The sequence below is a fragment of the Gordonia sp. YC-XJ4 genome (assembly GCF_059511865.1).
The window spans coordinates 2,513,936-2,538,564 of record NZ_CM183447.1 but is presented as its reverse complement, the minus strand read 5'-3'; the positions used below and the strand labels follow the sequence as shown (position 1 = coordinate 2,538,564).

The following is a 24,629-nucleotide window of genomic DNA, read 5'->3' as shown; positions in this document are numbered from 1 at the left end:
CGGCCCGACCCGCCGATCGGGCGACGAGCGGTACCCATTGTTCCGCAGCCCACACGCGATGAACTCTGAGCTGCTTGAATGGACTCCAGCCCGGCGGCCAACGCGGCCGGGGATCGAAGTGAAACGGCAGCCGTGACGCGCGGCACCACAAGGCGGGAAGGGGCACCTGCACATGAGCGGACCAGACGGGACACCGGAAACCGGCGGGCACGAGGCCACCGGCGGCGACACCGACACCACCGAACCCACCACGGGACCGGCAGCCCGGCCCCCGATCCCCAAACCCGGTCCGCGCCCGGGCCCCCGCCCCGGCCCGCGGCCCCGCCCCCAACCGGGGCCGGCAGCGTCCGCCCCGATCCCGGTCGTCACCCCGAACCCGTTGCCACATACCGATCCCCACCGGTTCGGACGGATCGACGCCGACGGCGTCGTGTGGCTGAAGACCTCGTCAGGCGAGCGGCAGATCGGATCGTGGCAGGCCGGGTCCGTCGAGGACGGGCTCGAACACTTCGGGCGCCGGTTCGACGACCTGGCCACCGAGGTCGAGATCCTCGAGGAACGCCTCGCCGCGCGTTCCGGCGATCCGCGCAAGGCACAGGCCGCGGCCAAGCATCTGCTGGAGACCCTCCCCGACGCCGCGGTGATCGGTGACGTCGATGCGCTCGCCGCGCGGTTGTCGGCGATCGTCGGCACCGCCGACGAGGTCGCCGACTCACTCAAGGCCGAGCGGGAGGCCACCCGCGCCGCCGCGATCGCCCGCAAGGAAGAACTGGCCGCCGAGGCCGAGACCATCGGCGCGGAGTCCACCCAGTGGAAGACGTCGGGAGACCGGCTGCGCGCGATCCTCGACGAATGGAAGTCGATCAAGGGGATCGACCGCAAAACCGACGATGTGCTGTGGAAGCGTTATGCGAAGGCTCGCGACGCGTTCAACCGACGCCGGGGCGCTCATTTCGCCGAGCTCGACCGGGTGCGTGCCGGCGCCAAGGCACGCAAGGAGGAGCTGATCGCGCAGGCCGAGGAATTGTCGTCGTCGACCGACTGGGGTCCCACCTCGGCCCGCTTCCGGGAGTTGCTGGGCGAATGGAAAGCCGCGGGCCGCGCCCCGCGCGACGCCGACGAAGCCCTGTGGCAGCGGTTCAAGGCGGCGCAGGACGTGTTCTTCGCCGCACGCAATGCGATCGCCTCCGAACGCGACGCCGAGTTCGCCGCCAACGGTCAGGCAAAACTCGAGTTGCTCGCCACCGCCGAGGCCGCCATCGATCCCGCGGCCGACCTCGAGGCGGCCCGCCGCGAGTTCCGGGCCTTCCGGGACAAGTGGGACGAGATCGGCAAGGTTCCTCGGGAGCAGATGCACAGCCTCGAGAGCCGGGCACGAGCTCTGGAGAAGCGGATTCGCGACGCCGAGGACGCACAATGGCAGCGCACCGATCCGGAGGCGCAGGCACGTGCCGCCCAATTCGCCGACCGCGCAGCGCAATTGGAAGAGCAGGCCCGCAAGGCCGAGGAGCGCGGCAAGGCACGGGACGCAGCCAAGCTGCGCGAGCAGGCGGCGCAGTGGCACGAGTGGGCACAGGCCGCCCAGACGGCGATCGACGAGCGCTGAGCCCGCTCGCGGTCCCGGCCGGTCAGGCCCCGGAGTTCCTGCCGGTCAGGCCCCGGAGTCCCCGCCGGTCGGTGGCCGGAAGTCGGTCCGCCCGCGGATGCGACGGGTCGCCTCCTCGCGTTTGGCGGCCTCCACCCGGCGCTGCTCGGCGATGGCGAGGTGATAGGTGCTGCGTGCCCACACGACCCGCGCCCAGTGGAAAGTGAGCACGAAGACCGCGATCCAGCCGAGGATCAGCCCGATTCCGACGCCGGACGGCGGCTCGATCCCGCCCACGCCCGGGGTGTTGCGGGTCCACCAGGCCAGCAACCCGGCCACGCATGCGACCGCCGATCCGCACAATGCGACCCACGCGATGATCCAGCGCCGGGTGAGCAGTGCGAGCATCGATGCGCCGATCCCGAAGATCAACAGCAGGTAGACGAAGACCCGGGAGGTCACCGCCACCCGTTCGGTCACCGCATTCGCCGACATCGTCAGGACGTCGATCCCGCTGGCCGACCCGGTGTGCGGCAACACCAGCGACACCATTGCCAGTAGCACCGCGACCGCCACCACGATGGCGCGCGCACCCGGATCGATCTCACCGGCCACCTTGCGTTCGGCCTTGCGCAGGTCGTTCTCGTAGGCTGCCAGATCGGCGAGACTCTCCGACGATCCCGCCGGCCGCCGGACGTCGCGACCGAGAAGTTCCGACAGCGCCTTGTCACCCCGCAGGTTCTCTCGTCGCTCGCGCGCGGCCGCCGCGTCGGTGTCGGCCGCACTCGCGGCGTCGTCGCCGTCGCGGTGGTCGGGATCCTTCGGGTTCTGGCCCTCGATACTCACGTCGTCGTCCCTCACTGTCCTGCCGTCGCCATCACGCGCCCGGGACCCGCGGAACCGGGTGCTGTGGTGCCGGCCCCGCAGGCTCCGGCACCACAGCCGCTGTCGTCCGCGACCACCGGCGCGGGACCGATGCCGGGGATGCCGAGGCCGACACCGACCGGCGGGGTCGTCGGGGTCCGGCTCTGTTCGTGCGCGTCACCGGCTCGGGTGCGCCGATGCCCCGCCACCCCTGCGTCGGCGATGAGGTGGTGCGGCGCCGCCTCGGTGACCTCGGTGGTCACGATGTCACCGGGGCGGATCGCCGCGGCGAGATCCCCGGGACGGAAATGGACCAGCCGGCCGTCTCGCGCGCGACCGGTCATGCGGTGCGAGTGTGCGCTCTTGCGACCCTCGTCGGCGACCACGAGCAACTCGACCTGCCGGCCGATGATCGCCCGGTTCTCCGACAGACAGATCCGCTCCTGGAGTTCGATCAGTCGCCGGTACCGCTCGGAGACCACCGCAGGCGGCACCTGGTCGTCCATCGTGGCCGCGGGTGTTCCCGGTCGCGGCGAGTACTGGAAGGTGAACGCGCTGGCGAAGCGGGCCTGTTCGACCACCTCGAGGGTCTGGGCGAAGTCCTCCTCGGTCTCGCCGGGGAAGCCGACGATGATGTCGGTGGTGATGGCGGCGTGCGGCATCGCCGCGCGCACCTTGTCGAGGATGCCCAAGAAGCGGGTCCGCCGATAGCTGCGTCGCATCGACTTCAGGATCCGGTCCGACCCGGACTGCAGCGGCATGTGCAGCTGCGGGCACACATTCGGCGTCTGAGCCATCGCCTCGATGACGTCGTCGGTGAACTCCGCCGGATGGGGCGAGGTGAACCGCACACGTTCGAGCCCGTCGATGTCACCACAGGCACGCAGCAGTTCGGCGAACGCACCGCGGTTACGCGGGGTGCCCGGGTCGGCGAAGGACATGCCGTAGGCGTTGACGTTCTGCCCGAGCAGGGTCACCTCGAGCACACCTGCATCGACGAGAGCGGTCACCTCGGCGAGCACATCGCCGGGCCGGCGATCGACCTCCTTGCCGCGCAACGACGGAACAATGCAGAACGTGCAGGTATTGTTACAGCCCACCGACACCGAAACCCAACCGGCATAAGCGGATTCGCGTTTGGCCGGCAGCGTGGAGGGAAATGCTTCGAGGGAGTCACGGATCTCGACCTGGGCGGTCTCGTTGTGTCGTGCGCGTTCGAGCAGCACCGGCAACGACCCGATGTTGTGGGTGCCGAAGACGACGTCGACCCAGGGCGCCCGACCCAAGACCGCGTCCTTGTCCTTCTGCGCCAGACAACCGCCCACGGCGATCTGCATACCCGGCCGAGCGGCCTTCACCGGTGCCAGATGCGACAGATTGCCGTAGAGCTTGTTGTCGGCGTTCTCACGGATCGCGCACGTGTTGAAAACCACGAGGTCGGCGTCGTCGTCGGAGTCGGCAGGTATATAGCCCGCCTCCTCGAGCAGACCCGAGATCCGCTCGGAGTCGTGGACGTTCATCTGGCAGCCGTACGTGCGAACCTGATAGCGACGCACGGCGTCGCCGCCCACACCGGCATTCGGCGAGGTCGCTGCGGATTCGGAGAGGTCGATACTCACTCGGTCCAGAGTACGGGGCGGGGGCAAATCGGCTGTCGGGTCATCGCCCGGGGGCATGCAGGGCGCCTGGACGGAAAAGTGCACGTGACTTCCTGTTTCCTCCCGAACCGGACACGCAGGTGTCGCATTTGCCGCGCCGTTCGGACTTGTCCCCATTAGGGTTGCTACGTATGACCGAATCTCCGAACGCGGCGCCGGGTGCGGCGACCGCCGCCGATTCACCGCCGATGATCGCGATGACGAATGTGCAGAAGCACTTCGGTGAGCTCCATGTCCTCAAGGACATCAACCTCGACGTCCCGCGCGGGCAGGTCGTGGTCGTGCTGGGCCCCTCGGGATCGGGCAAGTCCACGCTGTGCCGCACGATCAATCGCCTCGAACCGATCGACAGCGGCGAGATCCGCATCGAGGGCGAATTGCTACCCGCCGAGGGCAAAGACCTCGCCAGGCTGCGCGCCGATGTCGGCATGGTCTTCCAGTCGTTCAACCTGTTCGCACACAAGACGATCCTGCAGAACGTCACCCTCGCGCCGACGAAGGTCCGCAAACAGAACAAGGCCGAGGCCGAGAAACACGCGCTGCAACTCCTCGAGCGCGTGGGTATCGCCAGCCAGAAGGACAAGTATCCGGCGCAGTTGTCCGGCGGGCAGCAACAACGCGTGGCGATCGCCCGGTCCCTGGCCATGAACCCCAAGATCATGCTGTTCGACGAGCCCACCTCGGCACTCGACCCGGAGATGGTCAACGAGGTCCTCGACGTGATGGTCTCGCTGGCCAAGGAGGGCATGACGATGCTCGTGGTCACCCACGAGATGGGCTTCGCCCGCAAGGCCGCAGACCGCGTCATCTTCATGGCCGACGGCGCCGTCGTCGAGGACTCCGACCCCGAGTCCTTCTTCGACAACCCGCAGTCCGACCGCGCCAAGGACTTCCTGTCGAAGATCCTGGGTCACTGAGATGACCAACCCCACCAACACTCCGGGATCCTCGACAAGACATATGCGACAACGTTTTCCACAGACCTCCGGTCATCGGCGACGTGGCCGCGCCGCCGCTCTGGGCGTCGCAGTACTCGTTGCCGCGGTGCTCGCCGCCTGCCTGAGCGCCTGCGGCAGTTCCGAACCCCGCAACCTACTCGACTCCATCCGCAACGGAAAAGTGGTGCTGGGCACCAAATACGACCAGCCCGGCCTGGGTATCCGCAACCCCGACAAGAGCGTCACCGGGTTCGACCCGTCGGTGTCGACCTACGTGGTCAATCACATCGCCGACCAGCTCAGGGTGGCCCATCCCGAGATCACCTGGCGTGAGACGCCGTCGGCCCAGCGCGAAACGCTCATCAACAACGGTGAGGTCGACATGATCGCGGCCACCTACTCGATCAACGCCTCCCGTGCCAAGCAGGTCAGCTTCGCCGGCCCCTACCTGATCAACTATCAAGCTCTGCTCGTCCGCAAGGACGACAACTCGATCACCTCACTCACCGATCTGAACAAGGGCAAGAGACTCTGCTCGGTCACCGGATCGACGTCGGCGCAGAACGTCAAGGCGCAGCTGCCCGGAGTGCAACTGCAGGAGTACGACTCGTACTCGTCGTGTGTGGAGGCCGTGCGTCGCGGCAAGGTCGACGCGCTGACCACCGACGAGGTCATCCTCGCCGGTTACGCCGACTTCTTCCCCGACGAGTTCAAGCTCGTCGGGATGACCTACCCCAAGGACGCATGCGTCACCAGCAGCGGCAAGAAGGTCCTCAAGAAACAGGGTGCGCCGTTCTCCACCGAGAACTACGGCATCGGCATGGCCAAGAACTACCCCGAGGCGATCACGGCCGTGGACGAGGCACTCGACGCCATGCTGCAGCCGGGACCGGGCGGGGGCGAATCCGCATGGGAAGCAGCGCTGCGCAAGGCGATCGGCAACCAGTATGTCGACGAGATGATGGCCCGCGCCGCAGCTCCCGGATCGAGCTACAAGTTCCTGCCCGACCCCGGACCGCAGGCCGTCGACAAGATCGTCAACTCCACGTCCACCCCGTGCCCGCCGGGACTGAGCTGAGGAAGGCAGGTGAACAACCATGAATGAACTCTGGTCGGATATGGGGCCGCAGCTGTGGCCCGCGTTCAAGGTGACCCTGGAACTGACCTTCTGGTCGGCGCTCGGCGCGCTCATCTGGGGCATCATCCTGGCCGGGATGCGGGTCTCCCCCGTCCCGGTGATGCGCTGGTTCGGCGCCACCTACGTCAACGTCGTGCGCAACACCCCGCTGACGCTGATCATCATCTTCTGCTCGGTGGGCCTCTATCAGAACCTCGGTCTGGCGTTGGCTCCCGACAACAACACCTTCATCGAGAACAACAACTTCCGCCTGGCGGTGCTGGCCTTCATCCTCTACACGGCCACCTTCGTCTGCGAGACACTGCGATCGGGTTTCAACACCGTTCCCATCGGACAGGCCGAGGCAGCCCGCTCCCTCGGCCTGGGTTTCACGCAGGTCTTCGGGATCATCGTGCTGCCACAGGCATTGCGTGCGGTGATCGGGCCGCTGGGCAGCGTGTTGATCGCTCTGACCAAGAACACCACGATCGCCTCGGTGATCGGGGTCGCCGAGGCCTCGCTGCTGATGAAGGAGCAGATCGAGGACCACGCCAATGAGATCATCGCGATCTTCGTGATCATCGCCATCGGCTTCATGATCATCACCCTGATCGAGGGCGCCGTCTTCGGCTACCTCGCCAAACGACTGGCGGTGAAACGATGAGCGGCGCAACGGTTCTCTACGACGCACCCGGACCCAAGGCGCGGATTCGCAATGCGATCATCGCCGCGATCTTCCTCGCGGTGATCGTCGCCGTCGTCGTGTACGTGCTCGTCGTCCTCAGCGACAACGATCAGCTCACCGGCGAGAAATGGAATCCCTTCGTCACCGGGACCACCTGGACGACCTACATCCTGCCGGGTCTGTGGGGCACGCTGAAAGCGGCGTTCCTGTCGATCATCTTCGCCATGGTCCTGGGCTCGGTGCTCGGTATCGGTCGACTGTCCGATCACCTGTGGGTGCGGACGCTGGCGGGCTTGTTCGTCGAGATCTTCCGCGCCATCCCGGTGCTGATCCTGATGATCTTCGCCTACTACCTGTTCGCCGATTACGCGGTGTTCCCGTCGTCGCAGTTGGCGTTCGCGGCGGTCGTCACGGGTCTGACGCTCTACAACGGGTCGGTGATCGCCGAGATCCTGCGTTCGGGCATCAACTCCTTACCGAAGGGCCAGACCGAGGCGTCGATGGCGTTGGGACTGCGCAAGTCCCAGATGATGCGCATCGTGCTGCTTCCGCAGGCGATCACCGCGATGCTGCCCGCACTGATCTCGCAGATGGTCATCGCACTGAAGGACTCGGCACTGGGCTACGCCATCGGTTACGTCGAGGTGGTCCGGTCGGGCATCCAGTCGGCGTCGTACTACGGCAACTACCTGCCCGTACTCGTCGTGGTGGCCGTGGTGATGATCGTCATCAACTTCGGTCTGTCGTCGCTGGCGACCTTCATCGAGAAGACATTGCGCCGGGGACGCCGCAGAACCGACGTCCCCCACGGCGAGGACGTGGACCTCGGCGCGATGGAGAACATGCCGAACTTCGGTCCGCGATAACCCAACCCGGTTCAGCGCAGATCAGTTGACGTTGCCGATCAGGTGCCATTGCCGATCAGTATGACGTTTCGCCCGGATTCCGGGTGAAACGTCATACTGATCGAGCTGTTCTACCGACTCGGCACATCGCGTTCATTCCGCCGAGTTCATTCCGCCGCGGCGTCGAGGTGCTCGCCGACGACGTCGATCGCCAGGGACTGCGGATATCCGCGGCGGACCAGCATGCCCACGAGCCGACGAAAGTGCTTGTCCCGCTCGGCGCGATCGGCCACCTGCTCGAGCACCCGCGGAGTCAGCTTCTTGGCGACCAGGCGGCCGGCCACGGCGCGCTCGTCCTCGGGATCGATGTCGGACAACGCATTCTCGATCGTCGCCGCATCCACGCCCTTGGCCTTGAGCTCGTGACGTAGGGCCACGCGTCCGCGTCCCGAGTGGGTGTGGCGTGACCGCACCCACTCGGAGGCGAAGTCCTCATCGTCGAGCAGACCCGCCGAATCCAGGCGCCGCATCACATCGGCGACCGTGTCGGCGTCGAAGCCACGCCGAACCAGTCGCTCCTGCATCTCGCCGCGTGACCGCGCCCGGACACCCAGCAGACGCAGCGCCACATCCCACGCCGTGGGGCCGGTTGCGCCGCTGGAGCCGGTTGCGCCGCTGGAGCCGGTTGCGCCGCTGGGTTCGTCGGCGCCGGTCAGAATTCCACCGGTGCCGGAGCGACGTCATCGGCGTCGACCACCGCGCCGATGCCCAGCTTCTCCTTGATCTTCTTCTCGATCTCGTCGCGGATGTCGTCGTTCTCGAGCAGGAACTTCCGGGCGTTCTCCTTGCCCTGACCGAGCTGATCGCCCTCGTAGGTGAACCACGAGCCGGACTTGCGGATGAAGCCCTCGGCCACACCCATGTCGATCAGCGATCCCTCCTTGGAGATGCCCTGTCCGTAGAGGATGTCGAACTCGGCCTGCTTGAACGGCGGTGCCACCTTGTTCTTGACGACCTTGACGCGGGTGCGGTTACCGACGGCGTCGGTGCCGTCCTTCAGGGTCTCGATGCGACGGACGTCCAGACGCACCGACGAGTAGAACTTCAGTGCCTTACCGCCCGTCGTGGTCTCCGGTGAACCGAACATCACGCCGATCTTCTCGCGCAGCTGGTTGATGAAGATCGCGGTGGTGTTGGAATTGCTCAACGCCGAGGTCATCTTGCGCAATGCCTGGCTCATCAGGCGGGCCTGCAGACCGACGTGCGAATCGCCCATCTCGCCCTCGATCTCGGCCTTGGGGACCAGTGCGGCAACCGAGTCGATGACCAGGATGTCGAGGGCACCGGAGCGGATCAGCATGTCGGCGATCTCCAACGCCTGCTCACCGGTATCCGGCTGCGACACCAGCAAGGCGTCGACGTCCACGCCGAGCTTGGCCGCGTAATCCGGATCCAGTGCGTGCTCGGCGTCGATGAACGCCGCGATGCCACCCTGGGCCTGCGCGTTGGCGACCGCATGCAGGGCGACCGTGGTCTTACCCGACGATTCCGGGCCGTAGATCTCGACGACACGGCCGCGCGGCAGTCCGCCGATACCCAGCGCGACGTCGAGGGCGATCGAGCCGGTCGGGATCACCTCGATCGGCTGCCGGGTCTCCTCGCCGAGTCGCATGACCGAGCCCTTGCCGAAGTTCTTGTCGATCTGCGCGAGTGCGAGATCAAGGGCCTTCTCACGGTCCTGGGGCGCTGCTGCCATGGCTGTCTCCTCGTGTCTGTGCGCCGGGGACTCCGGCGGTCATCGGGTGGGTCGTCGGTATCGGTGTGATTCGTGAAGGACGTTAGCGACGGGGTCCGACAAAACCGTTCACGTCCTCACGAGAGCTTTGGACGCACGCGGTGCCGAGTTGGTTCCACACCCCTACAGAATTGCGTGAACATGTGTTCGATGGCAAGTCCGACACGCGGGTGCCGGGCGACTTCTACCAGCGCGACTTCTACCAGCGGTGGCGTGGCACGTCGAAGTCCCGGCAGATCGCCACCCACACATCGCGCGGATCCACGCCGGCCTCGATCGCCTGCGCGCCCGTCCGCCCACCGAGCTCGGTGAGCACATGATCGGACAGGATCGAATCCGCCGACATCGTGCCGAATTCCTCGGTGATCAACTCGGTGAACTCGGTCAATCGCATCGCGGCACTTCCCCTCCGTCCGTCCGGTACCCATCGCCGCGTCCGAGCGCGCTCCCGGCGACCGACCGACGATACACATCACACGCCACGCGAACCGGGTCCACCACATCCGACATCGACGCGGCGGCGGCCGCCGCGGCACGCGCATACCTCGGATCGCCGAGCACCGTGGCGACCGCATCGGCGATCGCGTGCCCCTCGACCGGCCGCACCACCAGCCCACCGCCCTGCCGGGCCACACGGTTGGCCAACTCCCACTGATCACCGCCGCCCGGCACCGTGACCACCGGGACCCCTGCCGACAACGACTTCGCCAGCATCCCGTGCCCCCCACCGCACACCACCACGTCGGCTCGGGCGACGAGCTGATCCTGCCGTCCCAGGCCGGCGGTCACCGACAGCCCGGGCGCCCCGAACGCAGCGGCACCTGGCGGGTCGAGCGCCGAGATCACCACGCGCACTGGACTTCTCGACGCCAGCTCAGACAATCCTGCAAGCGTTTCGGCGAGCATGTCGGCCGCACCGATCACCGCGGTCGACGGCGCCACCACCACCAACGGGCCCGTGCCCGACGGTGGTTCGACGATCACGTCGGTGGGTTCCCACAGCAGTGGTCCGACGATGTGGGCCTGCGGCGGCCAATCCGGTCGGGGCACCTCGAGGGCGGGGAGGGTCGCGATCAATCGTGCTGTGCCGGACCGTGTCCCGGCCAAACCGATCCCCCGCCGTGCGGCCGCGCGCTGACGCTCACCGGCCCGGACGGAGACGTTGCTCGCCGTGCGCAGCGCGATGTCGCGGAGCCGTCCACCCACCCCGTCACCGGGGCTCAGCCCGGCGCCGATCGGTGGCAGTCCCCGCGACGGCAGGTAGAGCGGATGTGGCGACATTTCGATCGCGGGGAGCCCGCACAACTCCGCGGCCCACAGGCCGCCGACGGTGATGACGTCGGAAATCACCAGATCGGTACCCCGCGCGGCCAACACCGGAGCGAGCGCGACGGCCATCCGCGCGGCACGCGCGGCGAGCTTGGCACCGGCGTCGGAGTCGTCGTCGGTGGCAAGTGCACGCAGACCCGGCAACTCCGCGACGTCGAGTCCTCGCGAACGCGCCACCTCGTGCCAGACGACACCTGTCCACACCGTGGATGAGATACCTTGCGCGGCAAGCTTTTCTGCCAGAGCAAAGGCAGGAAAAGCATGTCCGGCGTCCGGACCGGCGACAATGGCGACCTTCCGTGGAGCCGCCGGGGACGACGTCGGCGGCAACGGTGACGTCAGTTGCCCGTCTGCGGCGGTTCGGTGGTCGGCTTCGTCAGGCCCGGTGCCGGCTGAGCCGCCGGGGACGCCGCTCCCCCGGTCGGCAGCGAACCGCCGGACATGCTGGCACGGATCTGCTCGAGACGCGCATGCCCGGCCATCTGCACGCCGGCCTGCTCGACCTCGGCCATCCGGCCCTGCACCGAATTCTTCGCCAGTTCGGCGGAACCGAGCGCGTTGGCATAGCGGCGCTCGATCTTCTCGCGCACCTGGTCGAGGCTCGGGGTGTTGCCCGGCACCGAGAGCTCACTCATCTGATTGAGGGAGGCGCTGACCTGCTCCTGCATCTTGGCCTGCTCGAGCTGGCTGAGCAGCTTGGAGCGTTCGGCGAGCTTCTGCTGCAGGATCATTGCGTTGCGCTCGACGGCCTGCTTGGCCTGTTGCGCGGCTTGCAGGGACTGATCGTGCAGCGATTTGAGGTCTTCGACGCCCTGTTCGGCGGTGACGAGCTGAGCGGCGAAGGCCTCGGCGGCGTTGGTGTACTCCTGCGCCTTCTGGGCATCGCCTGCGGCGTTGGCCTGATCTGCCAGGGTCAGCGCCTGCCGGGTGTTGGCTTGCAGCCGCTCGACCTCTTCGAGTTGGCGGTTGAGCTTCATCTCGAGCTGACGCTGGTTGCCGATCACCGACGCCGCCTGCTGTGAGAGAGCCTGGTGTTGCCGTTGCGCATCCTCGATCGCCTGTTGGATCTGGATCTTCGGGTCGGCATTCTCGTCGATCTTCGCGTTGCCGAGGGCCATCAGATAGCGCCACATCTTCACGAACGGGTTCGCCATGCTTGTCGTCAGCTCCATTCAGAACGGTTTCGCGTCGGTCTGCACACCAATCTAGCGTCTCGGTCGGTGGGGCGAGGCAGTCCGGCATTCAGTTGGGGGATTACCCAGGGGATACCCGGATGTCGCGGGCCACGCGCACCTCACGTCGCTCGGCCACCCGGACATCTGGCGCCGACGCCATCTCACAACCTGCGCCGAAGAGCCAGATCGCGCACGCTCCCGGGGTGGACGAGTAGGCGTTTGTCGACGATGCGACGTCAGGCCGCGGCCAGCGCGGTCGCGTGGGCGCGCACCTCGGGTGCGGCGATGACCACCTTGGACGCGATGGCCGCCTCCCGGTCGGCACCCTCGGCCGCCGGCGCCGCGGCATGGTCGGGACGCATGGCCGTGCCGACGTCGAGGAGCAGATCGGCGATCTCCACCTCGAGCGCATCGCAGATGGCGGCCAGTAGTTCGCTGGATGCCTCTTTTTGGCCCCGCTCGACCTCGGACAGGTAACCCAGACTCACCCGCGCATCGGTGGACACCTCACGCAGCGTCCGGCCCTGCTGGGTGCGAACGCGACGCAGGCTGTCGCCGAGCGCCTCTCGCAAAAGCATTGCCATCGGGCTTCCTCCCTGTCTGTCTCGCACATCCGAACATCGCCACCGGCCCGATGAACCGCCCGTGATAGGGCTCCACATCGTGTTGGTCAACCAACATCGTGCTGTTCAACGCCCGACGGGGGTGTGTCGTTCCCGAAGCTCACGCGCGGGCAAACCATTGGGTGCGCGTGTGGACGACAGTAGTCGAATTCCGTGGCCGTCGCCGCGTCTGTCCGGAGGCGAGCCGGGGCATGTCCGCCCGGCCGCTGGCGCCGATGACGGACCTGCGGCGGGTCAGTGACGCTCCGTACCCGATTCGGTGATCGGGGCGCCACGTTGCGATGCGGTCCGGCGGGCCCGATGACGGGCGGAACGACGCATGCGCAGCGCCTGCCATACGTAGTCGAATCCGGTGACCACCGTGATCACGACGGCCACCCACATGATGATGACCGCCACCAGATGTAACGGCCCGCTCAACGGGAAGAGCAACAACCCGATACCGATGGCCTGCAACAACGTCTTGAGCTTGCCGCCCCGGCTGGCCGGGATGACCCCGTGCCGCAGCACCCAGAACCGCAATGCGGTGACCCCGAGTTCGCGGACCAGGATGATCGCGGTGATCCACCACGACAGATCACCGAGGAGTGACAATCCGATCAGCGCCGAACCGATCAATGCCTTGTCGGCGATGGGGTCGGCGAGTTTGCCGAAGTCGGTGACCAGATTTCGTCCACGGGCCAGGCGGCCGTCGATGTGGTCGGTGATCGCGGCGACGCCGAAGATCACCGCGGCACCGACCCGCCACCAGGTGTCATGTCCACCGTCGATGAACAGCACGACCAGGAAGACCGGCACCAGGACGATCCGGAAGACGGTCAGCGCATTGGCGATGTTGACGACGGGCACCGGGTCGACGGGATCGGTGATGTGATCGGGTCCCCGCCCGACGTCGGCGAGACCGCGTTCGTTGACCGCCCGGCGCATCCGATCGGTCATGAGACCGCGTCCCGGGCGCCGACTCCTGCACTCGGCGTCGGACGCGTGTCGTTCATTCGCACGATCACCAGGGTATCGACCGATGCGAGCTCGGCGACCGGCGGATCCGTGCGCGGGCGGGCCACGCTCACCGGTGCCCCGTCGCGCCACCGGTCGGAGAGCGTGCCTCCCGGTGACGCGCCCGGCGGTCCTGGGGGCAAGATGAACCCATGAACTCCCCTGGCGAGGTCGTCGTCCGTCGTGCCCGGACCTCCGACGTCCCCCGCATCAAGGAACTCATCGACCAGTACGCCGGGCGAATCCTGTTGGAGAAGAACCTCGTCACACTCTACGAGGCCGTGCAGGAGTTCTGGGTGGCCGAACTCGACGGGCTCGTCGTGGGTTGTGGTGCACTGCACGTGCTCTGGGCCGATCTCGGTGAGGTTCGTACGGTCGCCGTCGATCAGCAGTGCTCCGGGCGCGGTATCGGCCACCGGCTCGTCGCGCGATTGCTCGATGTGGCGCGAGAGTTGCAGCTCGCACGCGTCTTCGTGCTGACCTTCGAGACCGAGTTCTTCGGTCGGCACGGATTCCGTGAGATCGAGGGCACACCGGTCACCCGAGAGGTGTTCGAGGAGATGTGCCGCTCCTATGACACGGGTGTCGCGGAGTTCCTCGACCTGAGCTACGTCAAGCCGAATACGCTGGGCAACACCAGGATGCTGGTACACCTCGACGCGCCGGCCGCCGAGCAATCGACATGATGAGCCGAAACCCCAACGTGTCGAACCACATTCACCAGAGCGAGGAGATTCTTTCGTGACCATCTATGCGGTGCATTACGGCTACGAGCCGGCCAAGGCGGCCATCCGCGACGCCCACCGTGCCGTCCATCGTCAATGGCTGTCGGAGGAGCACCAGGCCGGCAACGTGCTCCTCAGCGGTCCATACCCCGACGGCACCGGAGCATTGATCATGATCCGGGTCGCCGGCGACATCGATGCTGCCGAGGCATTCATGGCCAACGACCCTTTCAACGCACACCAGGCCGTCGACTCGGTACGCATCGTCGAGTTCACCCAGGTGTACGGACCGTTCGACGACTGACTCGCGCGACCGACCGCACCACGAGCGGTTCGCAGCACCGCCGGCGAGTTGCTCACCGAGAGTTGTCCACAGATCTGATCGGGCGGGTCGCACACCGGCTCGCACTGTGGAGAATCGACGCCCATGTGGAGATGTGCGCCCAGACGCCGGGAATGGCCTGCCGCGGCGAGGATCGCCGTCGCCGTGACCGCGATCGGTGTGTCGCTCACGGGTTGCACCCTGACGCTCACCGGGTCGCCGGTCGCCGTCGTCGACCCACCATGGGCACTGGATCTGCGGGACCCTGCCGAGACCGCGCGCCTCAAGGACTTCGCCGCGCTGGACCCGTGCGGATTCCTCGATGTCGAGGCAACCACCCGTATCGTTGGCGATCGCCCCTACGATGTCGGCCTCGACAGCAGTTTGGAGGATTGCGAACTGCGGTTCGACGAGTCCACCTCGAGGATCACGCATCTGTCGGTCTCCCCGACGCCCACCCGCATGTACGGCGGGGATTCCTTCACACGGTTGCCGATCGAGGGGGTCGACGCCCGGATTCACGGCGGCTTCGGCCTCGGTGGCGACGGCCTGCATTGCTCGATCGCGGTGACCCACAGCCCGAAACTCGGTGTCTTCTTCTCCGCGTACCGGTCCGCCGGGACCGATCCGCGAGATGTCTGCGACGCGCTGACCGACATCGTGCGCGCGGCGGTACCCCGGGCTCGTGACCTCCGGCTGCGCACGGCATCGCCGTTTCCGGTCACCTCACGTCTCTCGGGCATCGACATGTGCGGTGCCGCACGGTTTCTGCGTCCACGCCATCCGCGTGCGCAGATCCCGGAGGGGCGGTGGTGGTCGACGTGCCGGATCGACCTCGAACCGTCGGCAGACTTCGATCACGGGATCTTCGTCGACGCCGTCTCGACACATCGTCCGGGTCCACCCGATCCGGTGATCCGATTCGGCCGCAGCGAGATCCGCGACATCATGGTGCGTGGCTTCCGCGCACAGCTTCGCGACGACGGCGCCACCGGATGCAAGGGGTGGACCTTCGTCGACCTGGAGCATCCGGTCGCGCGACGCGAGGTCTCCTATCGCACCGACATCCTCGACCCCGGCAAGCCACCCGAGCGGGTCGAGACCATTGAGTACATGGTCGAGGCGTACGAGACCTACAGTCCGACCTGCAGCCTCACGACCGAGATCTTGGATGCCGCCGTGGCACACCATCTCTCGCAATGAGGTGGAAAGCGGTGCGGACCGATGGCGGTCCGCACCGCACCGTCCCCATCACGCCGGCGGAACCGCCTTTTGTCGTCGCGAACTCACCAGACTCGCGATCGTCGTGATCACCAGGGTGCCGACGATGATGCCCAGCGAGAGCGGGGTGGAGATCTCCGGGACCGACAGGTGTTCGCCACCGTTGATGAACGGCAGGGTGTTCTCGTGCAATGCGTGCAGCACCAACTTGACGCCGATGAAGGCAAGGATGAACGACAGGCCGAAGGACAGGTACACCAGGCGGTCGAGCAAGCCGCCGAGCAGGAAGTACAGCTGACGCAGACCCATCAGGGCGAACGCGTTGGCGGTGAACACCAGGTAGGGCTGCTGGGTCAGTCCGTAGATCGCCGGGATGGAGTCGAGGGCGAAGAGGATGTCGGTGAAGCCGATGACGATGAGCACCAACAGCATCGGGGTGGCCATCCGCTTGCCCGAGATCCGGGTGAACAGGCGGTCGCCATCGTAGGTGTCCGAGGTGCGCAGGACACGCTTGACGAACCGTTCCAGACGCGATTCGCGTTGCTCCTCGTGCTCAACCGGATCGTCGCTCTCCCGCAGCAACTTGATGGCGGTGAAGATCAGGAACGCACCGAACAGGTAGAACACCCAGCTGTAGGCGTTGATCGCGGCGGCACCGACGGCGATGAACAGACCGCGCAGCACCAGCGCCATGACGATGCCGAGCAGTAGCACCTTCTGCTGGTATTCCTTCGGCACGGCGAACTTCGACATGATGATGACGAAGACGAACAGGTTGTCGACCGACAGTGCCTTCTCGGTGACGTACCCGGCGAAATACTCACCGCCGTAGGTCGATCCCCATTTCCACCACACGAATCCGCCGAAGATGACGGCGATCGTGATGTAGATGGCCGACCACATGCCCGACTCCTTGAGGGAGGGAGCATGCGGAACCCGGACGTGGGCGAAGAAATCGAAGACGAACAGACCCAGGATCACCAGACACGTGATGATCCACATCGTGGTCGAGACTTGCATGAGCGATCTACCTCCAGCGCGCAGCACAAAGATGGTTGCGATGCCAGAGGTCTCTCCCGCCGATGGACGACCGGGGATCCGGGCCACGGTCCGAAGGTGATCGGCACCTTCGGAATCCGCGACCGTATTGACGGACCCGCCGCGAGATGGGGATACTCCCCTCTTCGATCTGCGACCACCCTACACGATGTCCGTTTCGACCGGTTCGGCTGGCGCGGAACCGAAAGTGTGAATCACAGCGGCGACCGATCCGACGGCACCCTACGATGGCGGTCATGGCGCGACACCGGTCCCGCGCGGCCACCGTGGATGACCTTCACACCGCGGCCCGGTCGATGCCGCACGTCACCGAGGCGAACGACGATCCCGATCGTCCGATCTATCAGGTCGGCGGCAAGAGTTTCGTGTTCTTCCGTACGCCGCGCCCGGACGCGGTGGACGAGTCGGGCCACCGATACGACGACGTCGTCGTGCTATGGGTGCCCTCGGAGGCCGACAAGCAGGCGCTGGTGCAGGACCCGAGGTCGCCGTTCTTCACGACGGCGCACTTCGACGGTCACCCGTCGGTGCTGCTGCGGACGTCACGGATCGGTGAGATCTCGGTCGACGAGCTGACCGAGATCGTCACCGATGCCTGGCTGTCACGGGCCTCGGCGCGACGCGCACGCGACTGGCTCGCCGCGCACGGCGACTCCTGAGACGCAGGCCCGGTTCTACTCGGGCGCGGTGTCGCCGTCCTGATCCCCACCGCCGTTGATCGACGCGATGACACCGGCCAGATCCTCCGGTTTCACCAGCACCTCACGGGCCTTGGATCCCTCACTCGGACCGACGACCCCTCGGGTCTCCATCAGATCCATGAGTCGTCCGGCCTTGGCGAAGCCGACACGCAGTTTTCGCTGCAGCATCGAGGTCGAACCGAACTGGCTGCTGACGACCAACTCGATCGCCTGGAGCAGGTCGTCGAGATCGTTGCCGATGTCGGAATCGATGTCCTTCTTGTCGCCGGCCTTGGCTGCGGTGACGCCCTCGGTGTATTCGGGCTCGGCCTGCTCCTTGGCGTAGTCGACGACGGCACTGATCTCCTCGTCGGTGATGAACGCGCCCTGCATGCGGATCGGTTTGTTCGCCCCCATCGGCAGGAACAGTCCGTCGCCCATGCCGATGAGCTTCTCCGCGCCCGGTTGGTCGAGGATGACGCGCGAATCGGTCAGTGACGACGTCGCGAAGGCCAGCCGGGAGGGCACGTTGGTCTTGATCAGGCCCGTCACCACGTCCACCGACGGACGCTGGGTGGCCAGCACCAGATGAATACCCGCGGCGCGGGCCTTCTGGGTGATACGCACGATCGCGTCCTCGACATCACGTGGGGCGGTCATCATCAGGTCGGCGAGCTCGTCGACGATCGCCACGATGTAGGGATACGGCTTGTACACGCGCTCGGAACCGAGTGGCGTGGTGATCTCACCGGAACGCACCTTCGCGTTGAAGTCGTCGATGTGACGCACCCGGGACGCCTTCATGTCCTGGTAGCGCTGCTCCATCTCCTCCACCAGCCACGCCAATGCGGCCGCAGCCTTCTTCGGTTGGGTGATGATCGGGGTGATCAGGTGCGGAATACCCTCGTACGGCGTCAACTCGACCATCTTCGGGTCGATGAGGATCATCCGCACCTGTTCGGGGGTGGCCCGGGTGAGCAGCGACACCAGCATGGAGTTGACGAAGCTCGACTTACCCGACCCGGTCGAGCCGGCGACCAACAGGTGCGGCATCTTCGCGAGATTCGCACTGACGAAGTCACCCTCGATGTCCTTGCCGAGGCCGATCACCAGCGGATGGCCGTCTTTGCGGGTGGACGGCGCGGTGAGGACGTCGGCAAGACGCACCATCTCGCGGTCGGAGTTGGGTACCTCGATACCGACCGCCGATTTGCCCGGGATCGGCGCGAGGAGTCGCACGTTGTCGGTGGCCACCGCATAGGCGATGTTGCGTTGCAGGGCGGTGATCTTCTCGACCTTGACCCCCGGACCGAGTTCGACCTCGTAGCGGGTGACCGTCGGCCCACGCGTGTAACCGGTGACCGCGGCGTCGATCTTGAACTGCTCGAGAACACCGGTGACACGGTCGATCATGTCCTCGTTCGAGCTGCTCCCCTGCTTCGGCGGGTCGCCCTCGATCAGCAGCGTGGTCGGCGGCAGCCGATAGTCGCCGTCGGCGGGCTCGACGGTGAACGGCTCGTCCGCGTCGTCGTCGACGGGGGTCGGCGCCGGGGCAGGCGGAGTCGCCGCGGGCGGCGTGGCACGTGTGGGCTTGGCGGTATCCGAGGTTGCCCGGGCGGTGGACCGGTTGCGCGCGCGCCGCGGCGCCGATGGCTCACCGAGCGGTTCGGTGACCTCGTCGACGAACGGATCGGTGGTGGCGTCGTCGCCAAAACTCTCCGTCGTCGCCGACGCCAGTACGTCGCCGGCACTGACCGGTGCCGGACGACGAGATCGACGTGCGCGCCGCGGGCTCTCGGCGTTCGGATCCGGTGGGTAGTTGTCGTAGGGATCGGGCGAGTAACCCGGGTCGCCCACGGGACGACCGCGTCGTGCGGACGCCCCTCCGAACCGATCGTCGGACCCGAAGTCGTCACGATCGTAGGCGTCGGGGTCATAGGCGTCTGGGTCATAGGAGCTGGGGTCGTCGGCCAGATCGACGTCGGCGTCCCATGGCAGTTCGTCGTCGGTGTCCCAGTCGTCGACACCTGCGGTCAGGCCGAGGTAGGTGCGCACTGCGTCGAGCACGTCACGCACCGTCCGACCACTGATGACGAGAACACCAAAGGCCATGCACAACAACAGAATCGGCACCGACACCCACGCGGTGGCGCCGGCGGTGAGCGGCGTGCCGACGGCAAACCCGAGGAACCCGCCGGCACTCGATCGACCGTCGAGATCGGTCGGCGACCCCGCCACCAGATGGATGAGTCCCAGCAACGGCAACACGATGAGCAGCGCGGCACCGATGTAGCGGCCCCGACGCACCGGGTTCGGCGGTCGTCGCATCAGGATGATCGCCGCAGCGACCAGTGCAACCGGGATCAGGACCGCCAACGACCCGACGATCGCACGTATCAGCGCATTGATGAAGGCACCGGCAGGACCGGCGGCGCCGAACCACACTCCCGCCGCGATGAGCACGGCGAGCGCCAGCAACCCGAGGGCCACACCATCGCGCCGGTGTGTGTGGCCGCCGACGTCGCCGGTGGCCGACGCGCGGTCGCGCTGTGCACGCCGGTCGCCTGCGCGTCGTCCGCCACGGGGGCCGGCGCCGAGATCGGGATCGTCGTACTCTGCGGCTGCCTCAACGTCGTCGTCGTAGAAGTCATCGTTGTGGAGGTCGTCGTTGTGGAGGTCGTCGTCGTGGAAGTCATCGAGATCGGTATCCCGGTTCGACGGTCCCCGGCGCCCCGAGCCCGCACGGGCGACACCACCGACTCCGCGTGCCAGGAGTCCCCAACCGGCTCCGATGCCCTTGCCGACACCCTTGCCCACAGCACCCACCGCGCCCGCACCCGAGCTTCGCCGCGAGATGTCGGCCGACGCGGCCGCACTCGACCGCGACGTCCCACGAGAGGTGCCCGACGTGCGTGTCTTGCCCGCGGTGGCGCTGCGCGCACCCGACCGGGTCGAACGCGTGCCGGCCGAACTCGCCTTCCCGGACTTGGAGGTCGCCTTGGCGCTCGCGCCGTTCTTCGACCGGGAAGCCGACGCCGACGTACGTGACCGCGCCGATGTCCCTGACCGTGCGGACGAGGACCCCCCCGACGCACGGGATGCGGACGTGCGCGTGCCAGTGCTCGCTCTCGAAGCCATGCCGACAGACTAGTCGGCAATGATCACCTCAGTCACACGGGCAACACCGGCAACACCGGCGCGTGTCGAATTCGTGACCCGCGACGTGGCGGTTTCGGTACCGTCCCGTTCCGGAAGCCGCCGCACTCAGAGGGAGAACAGCCACTCAGAGGGAGAACAGCACAGTGCGGCGATCAGAAGCCGTGGGCCGCCGCCTTCACCGCATCGATCCGTCCGGGATCGCCGTCGAAGGTCACCGCCACCGGTGTCCGCCCCGTGGCGAACAGCAGCAACTCCCCGGGCGTACCCGTGACCGTCACCGGCTCTCCGCTACCGCCCGAGGCGAGGTCAGCGCCGTCGGTGCTGCGCAGCGTGACCCGAGCGGGCATCGAGCGCAGCGTCATCTTGCTCATCGACCGCAACGGCATGCGCAGAGCGTCCTGGAGTCCGGGGTCGAGGACGCGCGGAACCCACTCACTGTCGGGGTCGGCGGCACCGCGCAGCACGTCCTCGTGGTGGATGAACATCTCGGCCAGATTCGCCCACCGGTCCAGTGGGCGCATGGGTGAGAAGATCGGTGGACCGGAGGCGAGGTCGGCAAGCAGTTTGTCCCAGTCGGTGTCGGCGGCCACCGACGCCTGCACCTTCTCGGTGTATCCGGCGAGGGGTTTGATCAGAATTCCCGGTGCGGCGTCGAGCCTGCGTTCCCGGACCACGAGATGCGCGGCGAGATCGCGCGTGGTCCATCCGGCGCAGAGGGTCGGCGCGTCCGGCCCCACCTCACGCATCGAGTCGACAAGGGCACGGCGTTCATCCTGTGCGAAGCTCACTCCCCAACGCTACTGGCTGCGGCCGGCGACCGTCGGTCACCGCGCCCCGATATCGCGGCGGGGCCGGTGTCAGCGAGCCGGGATCAGCAGTGTGTGGCGCAGCGCGTCGACATCGGCGTCGCTCAGGTCCAGCCCGTGATGCACGTAGTTGTCGAAGCTTCCGTAGGTCGTGCGCACCGCACCGAAGGCGGTGTCGAGCAGTCCGAGGTTCACGCCGTTGAGCGGGTCCGTGGCGGACGCGTGCCGGAACCGGTTGCTGGCGAGGTAGTCGGCGTCGACGACCGAGCGGTCCACCCCGAGGATGGTCAACAGCACTGCGGCGAGCCAACCGGTCCGGTCCTTGCCGGCGGTGCAGTGGAAGAGCACGGCGCCACCGTCGGCGACCGTGCGCTGGATGGACAGCAGTGAATCGCGAAACGCCTGCCGCGCCACGGGGTTCACCACGAACTGGCGATACGCGGAACCGATGTCGATGAGGTCGGTGGTCGGTGCTGTCCGCAGGACGTCGAACGACTCGACCGCGGTGCCGGGCACGGACTTGTCGGGCTGCAGCCGGGTCTCGAACGCGGTACGCAGATCGATGATCGTGCGGACTCCGCGCCGCCGGAGCTCGGTGATCCCGCGGTCGTCGATCGTGGAGAGGTTCGCGCTGCGGATGACCTTGTCGGTGATGCCCGCGCCGTCGGCGGTGCGGTAGTCGTGCAACGTTCGGGCGTTGGTGACCCCGCCGAGGTCGACTGCCTGCGGTTGCGGGGTCGCTGGCGTCGACACCGCGGGCGGGGCGGCGCCGACGGGGGCCGCGATGGTCGCCGCCGGGGCGAAGATCCCGAACACCGTACAAGCCACCGCCACGGCACGCACGTGCCACCGATACCGCTCGCCGATCACCGTCACCACGCCACTCCTGCCCGTCCGGCCGCCGCCCGTCCGGCGGCGATCACGCGGGAGGCTACCACCGGCGCGTGAACGGTGAGGAGAGCGCCGGATGAACCGGGGGGGACGTCCGGATGGTCGCGCGTCGGACATGTCGGACATTCCGGAGTCGTTGACACGCAAGGAGTCTCGACAGATCGACGCGTTCGGGTCAGTCGCGGTCAGTCGCCCACGGCGAGCACCGTCGGCACGATCATCGGTCGGCGCCGATAGGTGTCGGCCACCCACCGGCCCACCGTCCGGCGGATGCCCTGCGCGATGCGGTGGGTGTCGGAGACGCCCTCGGCGGCCAGCGTGTCGAGCACCTGATCGACGAGGTCGGCGGCGGACTTGAGGGCGTCCGGATCGTCGGAGAAACCGCGACCGGAAACCTCGGGGGTGCTCACCGCACGCCCGGTGGTGGAGTCGACGGCGACGGTGATCGCGATGAACCCGCCCTCGCCGAGAACGAGTCGTTCCGACAGCGTCGATTCACCGACGTCACCGACGGACAGACCGTCGACGTAGACATGGCCGACCGGGACGCGGCCGACGATCTGCGCCTGCCCGTCCACGAGGTCGACGACGACGCCGTCCTCGGCGAGCATGACCCGATCCGGGTTCACCCCGGTGGCCTCGGCGAGCGCGGCGTTCGCGCGGAGGTGACGCCACTCGCCGTGCACCGGCATGGCATTGCTCGGCCGGACCGCGTTGTAGAGATAGAGCAGTTCGCCGGCCGACGCATGGCCGGAGACGTGCACTTTGGCGCTCTGCTGGGTGATGACCGTGGCGCCCAGCTTCGCGAGGCCGTTGACGACCGCGAAGACCGAGTTCTCGTTGCCGGGGATGAGCGACGACGCGAGGACAACCAGGTCGGCGGAGCGGATGTTGATCTGCCGGTGCTCTCCGCGGGCCATCCGCGACAGCGCCGAGAGCGGCTCACCCTGCGATCCGGTGGAGATCAGCACCACCCGGTGGTCGGGCAGGGTTGCCGCGGTGTCCATGTCGACCTCGACACCGTCGGGCACGTGCAGATAACCGAGGTCCTGGGCGATCTGCATGTTGCGGACCATCGAGCGGCCGACGAAGGTGACCCGGCGGTTGTGGGTGTGCGCGACGTCGATGATCTGTTGGATGCGGTGCACGTGGCTGGCAAAGGAGGCGACGATGACCCGGCCACGCGCCTTGCCGATCACCTGGTCGAGCACTCCCCCGATCTGCCGCTCGGGGGTGACGAATCCCGGCACCTCGGCGTTGGTGGAGTCGACGAGGAACAGATCGACGCCTTCATCGCCGAGTCTGCTGAATCCGGCGAGGTCGGTGAGTCGGCCGTCGAGCGGCAGCTGGTCGAGCTTGATGTCGCCGGTGTGCAGGGCCAGTCCGGCCGGGGTCCGGATCGCGACGGCGATCGCATCCGGGATGGAGTGGTTCACCGCGAAGTACTCGCACTCGAAGGGGCCGTGCGTGGTCCGCTCGCCTTCGCGGACCTCGATGAGCTTGGGACGCAACCGATGTTCGCGGCACTTGGCCGCGACGAGTGCCAGCGTGAACTTGGATCCGACGACGGGGATGTCGCCACGCAGACGCAGCAGGAACGGGACCGCACCGATGTGATCCTCGTGCCCGTGGGTCAGGACGACCGCCTCGACGTCGTCCATCCGGTCCTCGATGTAGCGGAAGTCCGGGAGGATGAGGTCGACGCCGGGCTGCGCGTCCTCGGGGAACAGCACCCCGCAGTCGACGATCAGCAGTTTGCCGTTGTACTCGAACACCGTCATGTTGCGGCCGATCTCACCGATGCCACCGAGGGCGACCACACGCAACGCGCCCTTCGGTAGACGACGCGGCGTACCGAGTCGATCGACTGGTGCCGGCGGCGTGGGGGTGCCGCGATCCCGGCCACCACCACCGCCTCGTGCACCTCGCGCGTTGTCGCGGCGCTCGTGCCGGCCAGACCGGCGGGGTTCACCCCCACCTCGGTTCTCCGCCGGCGCCGACGCGGCGTGGCGGGCCGAATCCTGCTGCGCAGCCGCACTTTCGGGCCCTCCGCCAGACGCTGAGGCCATCGGGGCATCCACGGCGGGCAAGCCGGGGGCAGACGAGGCGGGGGCCGGTGAGGCGGCGGTATCGGTGGCGGGTGCGGGCTCGGGCGG

The 24,629-nt window shown here is 67.2% G+C and carries 24 protein-coding genes; 10 read left to right on the top strand and 14 right to left on the bottom strand.

Annotated elements, in window-relative coordinates:
- Nucleotides 1–172 precede the first annotated feature (172 nt).
- Nucleotides 173–1,606, top strand: a complete 1,434-nt coding sequence (locus AC5ZH6_RS11220; protein WP_265077904.1) for a DUF349 domain-containing protein — start codon at nt 173–175, stop codon at nt 1,604–1,606.
- Nucleotides 1,607–1,651: 45 nt separating this feature from the next.
- Here AC5ZH6_RS11220 and AC5ZH6_RS11215 read toward each other — a convergent pair whose 3' ends face one another.
- Together AC5ZH6_RS11215 and miaB are read right to left on the bottom strand one after the other, a co-directional pair.
- A complete protein-coding gene (locus AC5ZH6_RS11215) occupies nt 1,652–2,431 on the bottom strand; it encodes an Rv2732c family membrane protein (RefSeq protein WP_211545120.1) in 780 nt (259 codons plus the stop codon).
- A gap of 11 nt (nt 2,432–2,442) precedes the next feature.
- Nucleotides 2,443–4,068 (bottom strand): tRNA (N6-isopentenyl adenosine(37)-C2)-methylthiotransferase MiaB, encoded by a 1,626-nt coding sequence (gene miaB / locus AC5ZH6_RS11210; protein ID WP_035728415.1) that lies wholly within the window; start codon nt 4,066–4,068, stop codon nt 2,443–2,445.
- Nucleotides 4,069–4,295: 227 nt separating this feature from the next.
- Here miaB and gluA point away from each other — a divergent pair, with 227 nt between their 5' ends.
- Genes gluA through AC5ZH6_RS11190 form a run of 4 tightly spaced genes read left to right on the top strand, consistent with a single transcriptional unit; the run spans nt 4,296 to nt 7,713 of the window.
- Nucleotides 4,296–5,024, top strand: a complete 729-nt coding sequence (gene gluA / locus AC5ZH6_RS11205) for a glutamate ABC transporter ATP-binding protein GluA (protein ID WP_014359817.1) — start codon at nt 4,296–4,298, stop codon at nt 5,022–5,024.
- A 43-nt stretch (nt 5,025–5,067) separates the two neighbouring features.
- The gene (locus AC5ZH6_RS11200; RefSeq protein WP_014359816.1) at nt 5,068–6,123 is read left to right on the top strand and encodes a glutamate ABC transporter substrate-binding protein; all 1,056 of its coding nucleotides are present in this window, start codon (nt 5,068–5,070) and stop codon (nt 6,121–6,123) included.
- Nucleotides 6,124–6,142: 19 nt separating this feature from the next.
- Entirely contained in the window at nt 6,143–6,826 is a 684-nt protein-coding gene (locus AC5ZH6_RS11195) for an amino acid ABC transporter permease (protein WP_006371421.1), read from the top strand.
- The gene (locus AC5ZH6_RS11190) at nt 6,823–7,713 is read left to right on the top strand and encodes an amino acid ABC transporter permease (RefSeq protein ID WP_211545122.1); all 891 of its coding nucleotides are present in this window, start codon (nt 6,823–6,825) and stop codon (nt 7,711–7,713) included. The genes AC5ZH6_RS11195 and AC5ZH6_RS11190 overlap by 4 nt, the downstream gene beginning before the upstream one ends.
- A gap of 146 nt (nt 7,714–7,859) precedes the next feature.
- Here the strand turns inward: AC5ZH6_RS11190 and AC5ZH6_RS11185 are convergent, their stop codons facing one another.
- The 7 genes from AC5ZH6_RS11185 to pgsA all read right to left on the bottom strand — a co-directional run bounded on the left by AC5ZH6_RS11185 (nt 7,860) and on the right by pgsA (nt 13,553).
- A complete protein-coding gene (locus AC5ZH6_RS11185) occupies nt 7,860–8,321 on the bottom strand; it encodes a regulatory protein RecX (protein ID WP_006371419.1) in 462 nt (153 codons plus the stop codon).
- An 83-nt stretch (nt 8,322–8,404) separates the two neighbouring features.
- Nucleotides 8,405–9,448, bottom strand: coding sequence for a recombinase RecA (recA, locus tag AC5ZH6_RS11180; RefSeq protein ID WP_006371418.1), 1,044 nt, complete (start codon nt 9,446–9,448; stop codon nt 8,405–8,407).
- A 238-nt stretch (nt 9,449–9,686) separates the two neighbouring features.
- Nucleotides 9,687–9,881, bottom strand: coding sequence for a DUF3046 domain-containing protein (locus AC5ZH6_RS11175; RefSeq protein ID WP_006371417.1), 195 nt, complete (start codon nt 9,879–9,881; stop codon nt 9,687–9,689).
- Nucleotides 9,872–11,146 (bottom strand): glycosyltransferase, encoded by a 1,275-nt coding sequence (locus tag AC5ZH6_RS11170; RefSeq protein WP_211545124.1) that lies wholly within the window; start codon nt 11,144–11,146, stop codon nt 9,872–9,874. Before AC5ZH6_RS11170 ends, AC5ZH6_RS11175 begins: the two co-directional genes overlap by 10 nt.
- Nucleotides 11,147–11,154: 8 nt before the next feature.
- Entirely contained in the window at nt 11,155–11,970 is an 816-nt protein-coding gene (locus AC5ZH6_RS11165; RefSeq protein WP_006371415.1) for a PspA/IM30 family protein, read from the bottom strand.
- Between the two features lie 257 nt (nt 11,971–12,227).
- Nucleotides 12,228–12,575: a helix-turn-helix domain-containing protein gene (locus AC5ZH6_RS11160; RefSeq protein ID WP_006371414.1), complete on the bottom strand. Its 348-nt coding sequence runs from the start codon at nt 12,573–12,575 to the stop codon at nt 12,228–12,230.
- 273 nt (nt 12,576–12,848) lie between these two features.
- Nucleotides 12,849–13,553, bottom strand: a complete 705-nt coding sequence (gene pgsA / locus AC5ZH6_RS11155; RefSeq protein ID WP_014359812.1) for a CDP-diacylglycerol--glycerol-3-phosphate 3-phosphatidyltransferase — start codon at nt 13,551–13,553, stop codon at nt 12,849–12,851.
- Nucleotides 13,554–13,762: 209 nt separating this feature from the next.
- On the opposite strand from pgsA, the gene AC5ZH6_RS11150 reads away from it, so the two are divergent.
- From AC5ZH6_RS11150 to AC5ZH6_RS11140, 3 genes are all read left to right on the top strand, one after another.
- The gene (locus AC5ZH6_RS11150) at nt 13,763–14,296 is read left to right on the top strand and encodes an amino-acid N-acetyltransferase (protein WP_006371411.1); all 534 of its coding nucleotides are present in this window, start codon (nt 13,763–13,765) and stop codon (nt 14,294–14,296) included.
- A 55-nt stretch (nt 14,297–14,351) separates the two neighbouring features.
- Nucleotides 14,352–14,639 (top strand): YciI family protein, encoded by a 288-nt coding sequence (locus AC5ZH6_RS11145; protein ID WP_265077903.1) that lies wholly within the window; start codon nt 14,352–14,354, stop codon nt 14,637–14,639.
- Nucleotides 14,640–14,822: 183 nt separating this feature from the next.
- A complete protein-coding gene (locus tag AC5ZH6_RS11140; RefSeq protein ID WP_006371409.1) occupies nt 14,823–15,860 on the top strand; it encodes a DUF3558 domain-containing protein in 1,038 nt (345 codons plus the stop codon).
- Nucleotides 15,861–15,908: 48 nt separating this feature from the next.
- On the opposite strand, the gene AC5ZH6_RS11135 is transcribed toward AC5ZH6_RS11140, so the two are convergent.
- Nucleotides 15,909–16,898 carry a TerC family protein gene (locus AC5ZH6_RS11135; protein WP_006371408.1) on the bottom strand — a complete coding sequence of 330 codons (990 nt, stop codon included), beginning with the start codon at nt 16,896–16,898 and terminating at the stop codon, nt 15,909–15,911.
- 266 nt (nt 16,899–17,164) lie between these two features.
- On the opposite strand from AC5ZH6_RS11135, the gene AC5ZH6_RS11130 reads away from it, so the two are divergent.
- Nucleotides 17,165–17,596 (top strand): MmcQ/YjbR family DNA-binding protein, encoded by a 432-nt coding sequence (locus AC5ZH6_RS11130; RefSeq protein WP_006371407.1) that lies wholly within the window; start codon nt 17,165–17,167, stop codon nt 17,594–17,596.
- Between the two features lie 15 nt (nt 17,597–17,611).
- On the opposite strand, the gene AC5ZH6_RS11125 is transcribed toward AC5ZH6_RS11130, so the two are convergent.
- Nucleotides 17,612–20,443, bottom strand: a complete 2,832-nt coding sequence (locus AC5ZH6_RS11125) for an FtsK/SpoIIIE family DNA translocase (protein ID WP_288335823.1) — start codon at nt 20,441–20,443, stop codon at nt 17,612–17,614.
- Here AC5ZH6_RS11125 and AC5ZH6_RS11120 point away from each other — a divergent pair.
- Entirely contained in the window at nt 20,427–20,768 is a 342-nt protein-coding gene (locus tag AC5ZH6_RS11120) for a hypothetical protein (RefSeq protein WP_288437032.1), read from the top strand. The genes AC5ZH6_RS11125 and AC5ZH6_RS11120 overlap by 17 nt on opposite strands.
- A 160-nt stretch (nt 20,769–20,928) precedes the next feature.
- Here the strand turns inward: AC5ZH6_RS11120 and AC5ZH6_RS11115 are convergent, their stop codons facing one another.
- The 3 genes from AC5ZH6_RS11115 to AC5ZH6_RS11105 all read right to left on the bottom strand — a co-directional run bounded on the left by AC5ZH6_RS11115 (nt 20,929) and on the right by AC5ZH6_RS11105 (nt 24,293).
- Nucleotides 20,929–21,564: a TIGR03085 family metal-binding protein gene (locus tag AC5ZH6_RS11115; protein ID WP_006371404.1), complete on the bottom strand. Its 636-nt coding sequence runs from the start codon at nt 21,562–21,564 to the stop codon at nt 20,929–20,931.
- A gap of 69 nt (nt 21,565–21,633) precedes the next feature.
- Nucleotides 21,634–22,458, bottom strand: coding sequence for a tyrosine-protein phosphatase (locus AC5ZH6_RS11110; protein WP_288335818.1), 825 nt, complete (start codon nt 22,456–22,458; stop codon nt 21,634–21,636).
- A 200-nt stretch (nt 22,459–22,658) separates the two neighbouring features.
- Nucleotides 22,659–24,293, bottom strand: coding sequence for a ribonuclease J (locus AC5ZH6_RS11105; RefSeq protein WP_496169207.1), 1,635 nt, complete (start codon nt 24,291–24,293; stop codon nt 22,659–22,661).
- Nucleotides 24,294–24,629: the final 336 nt, after the last annotated feature.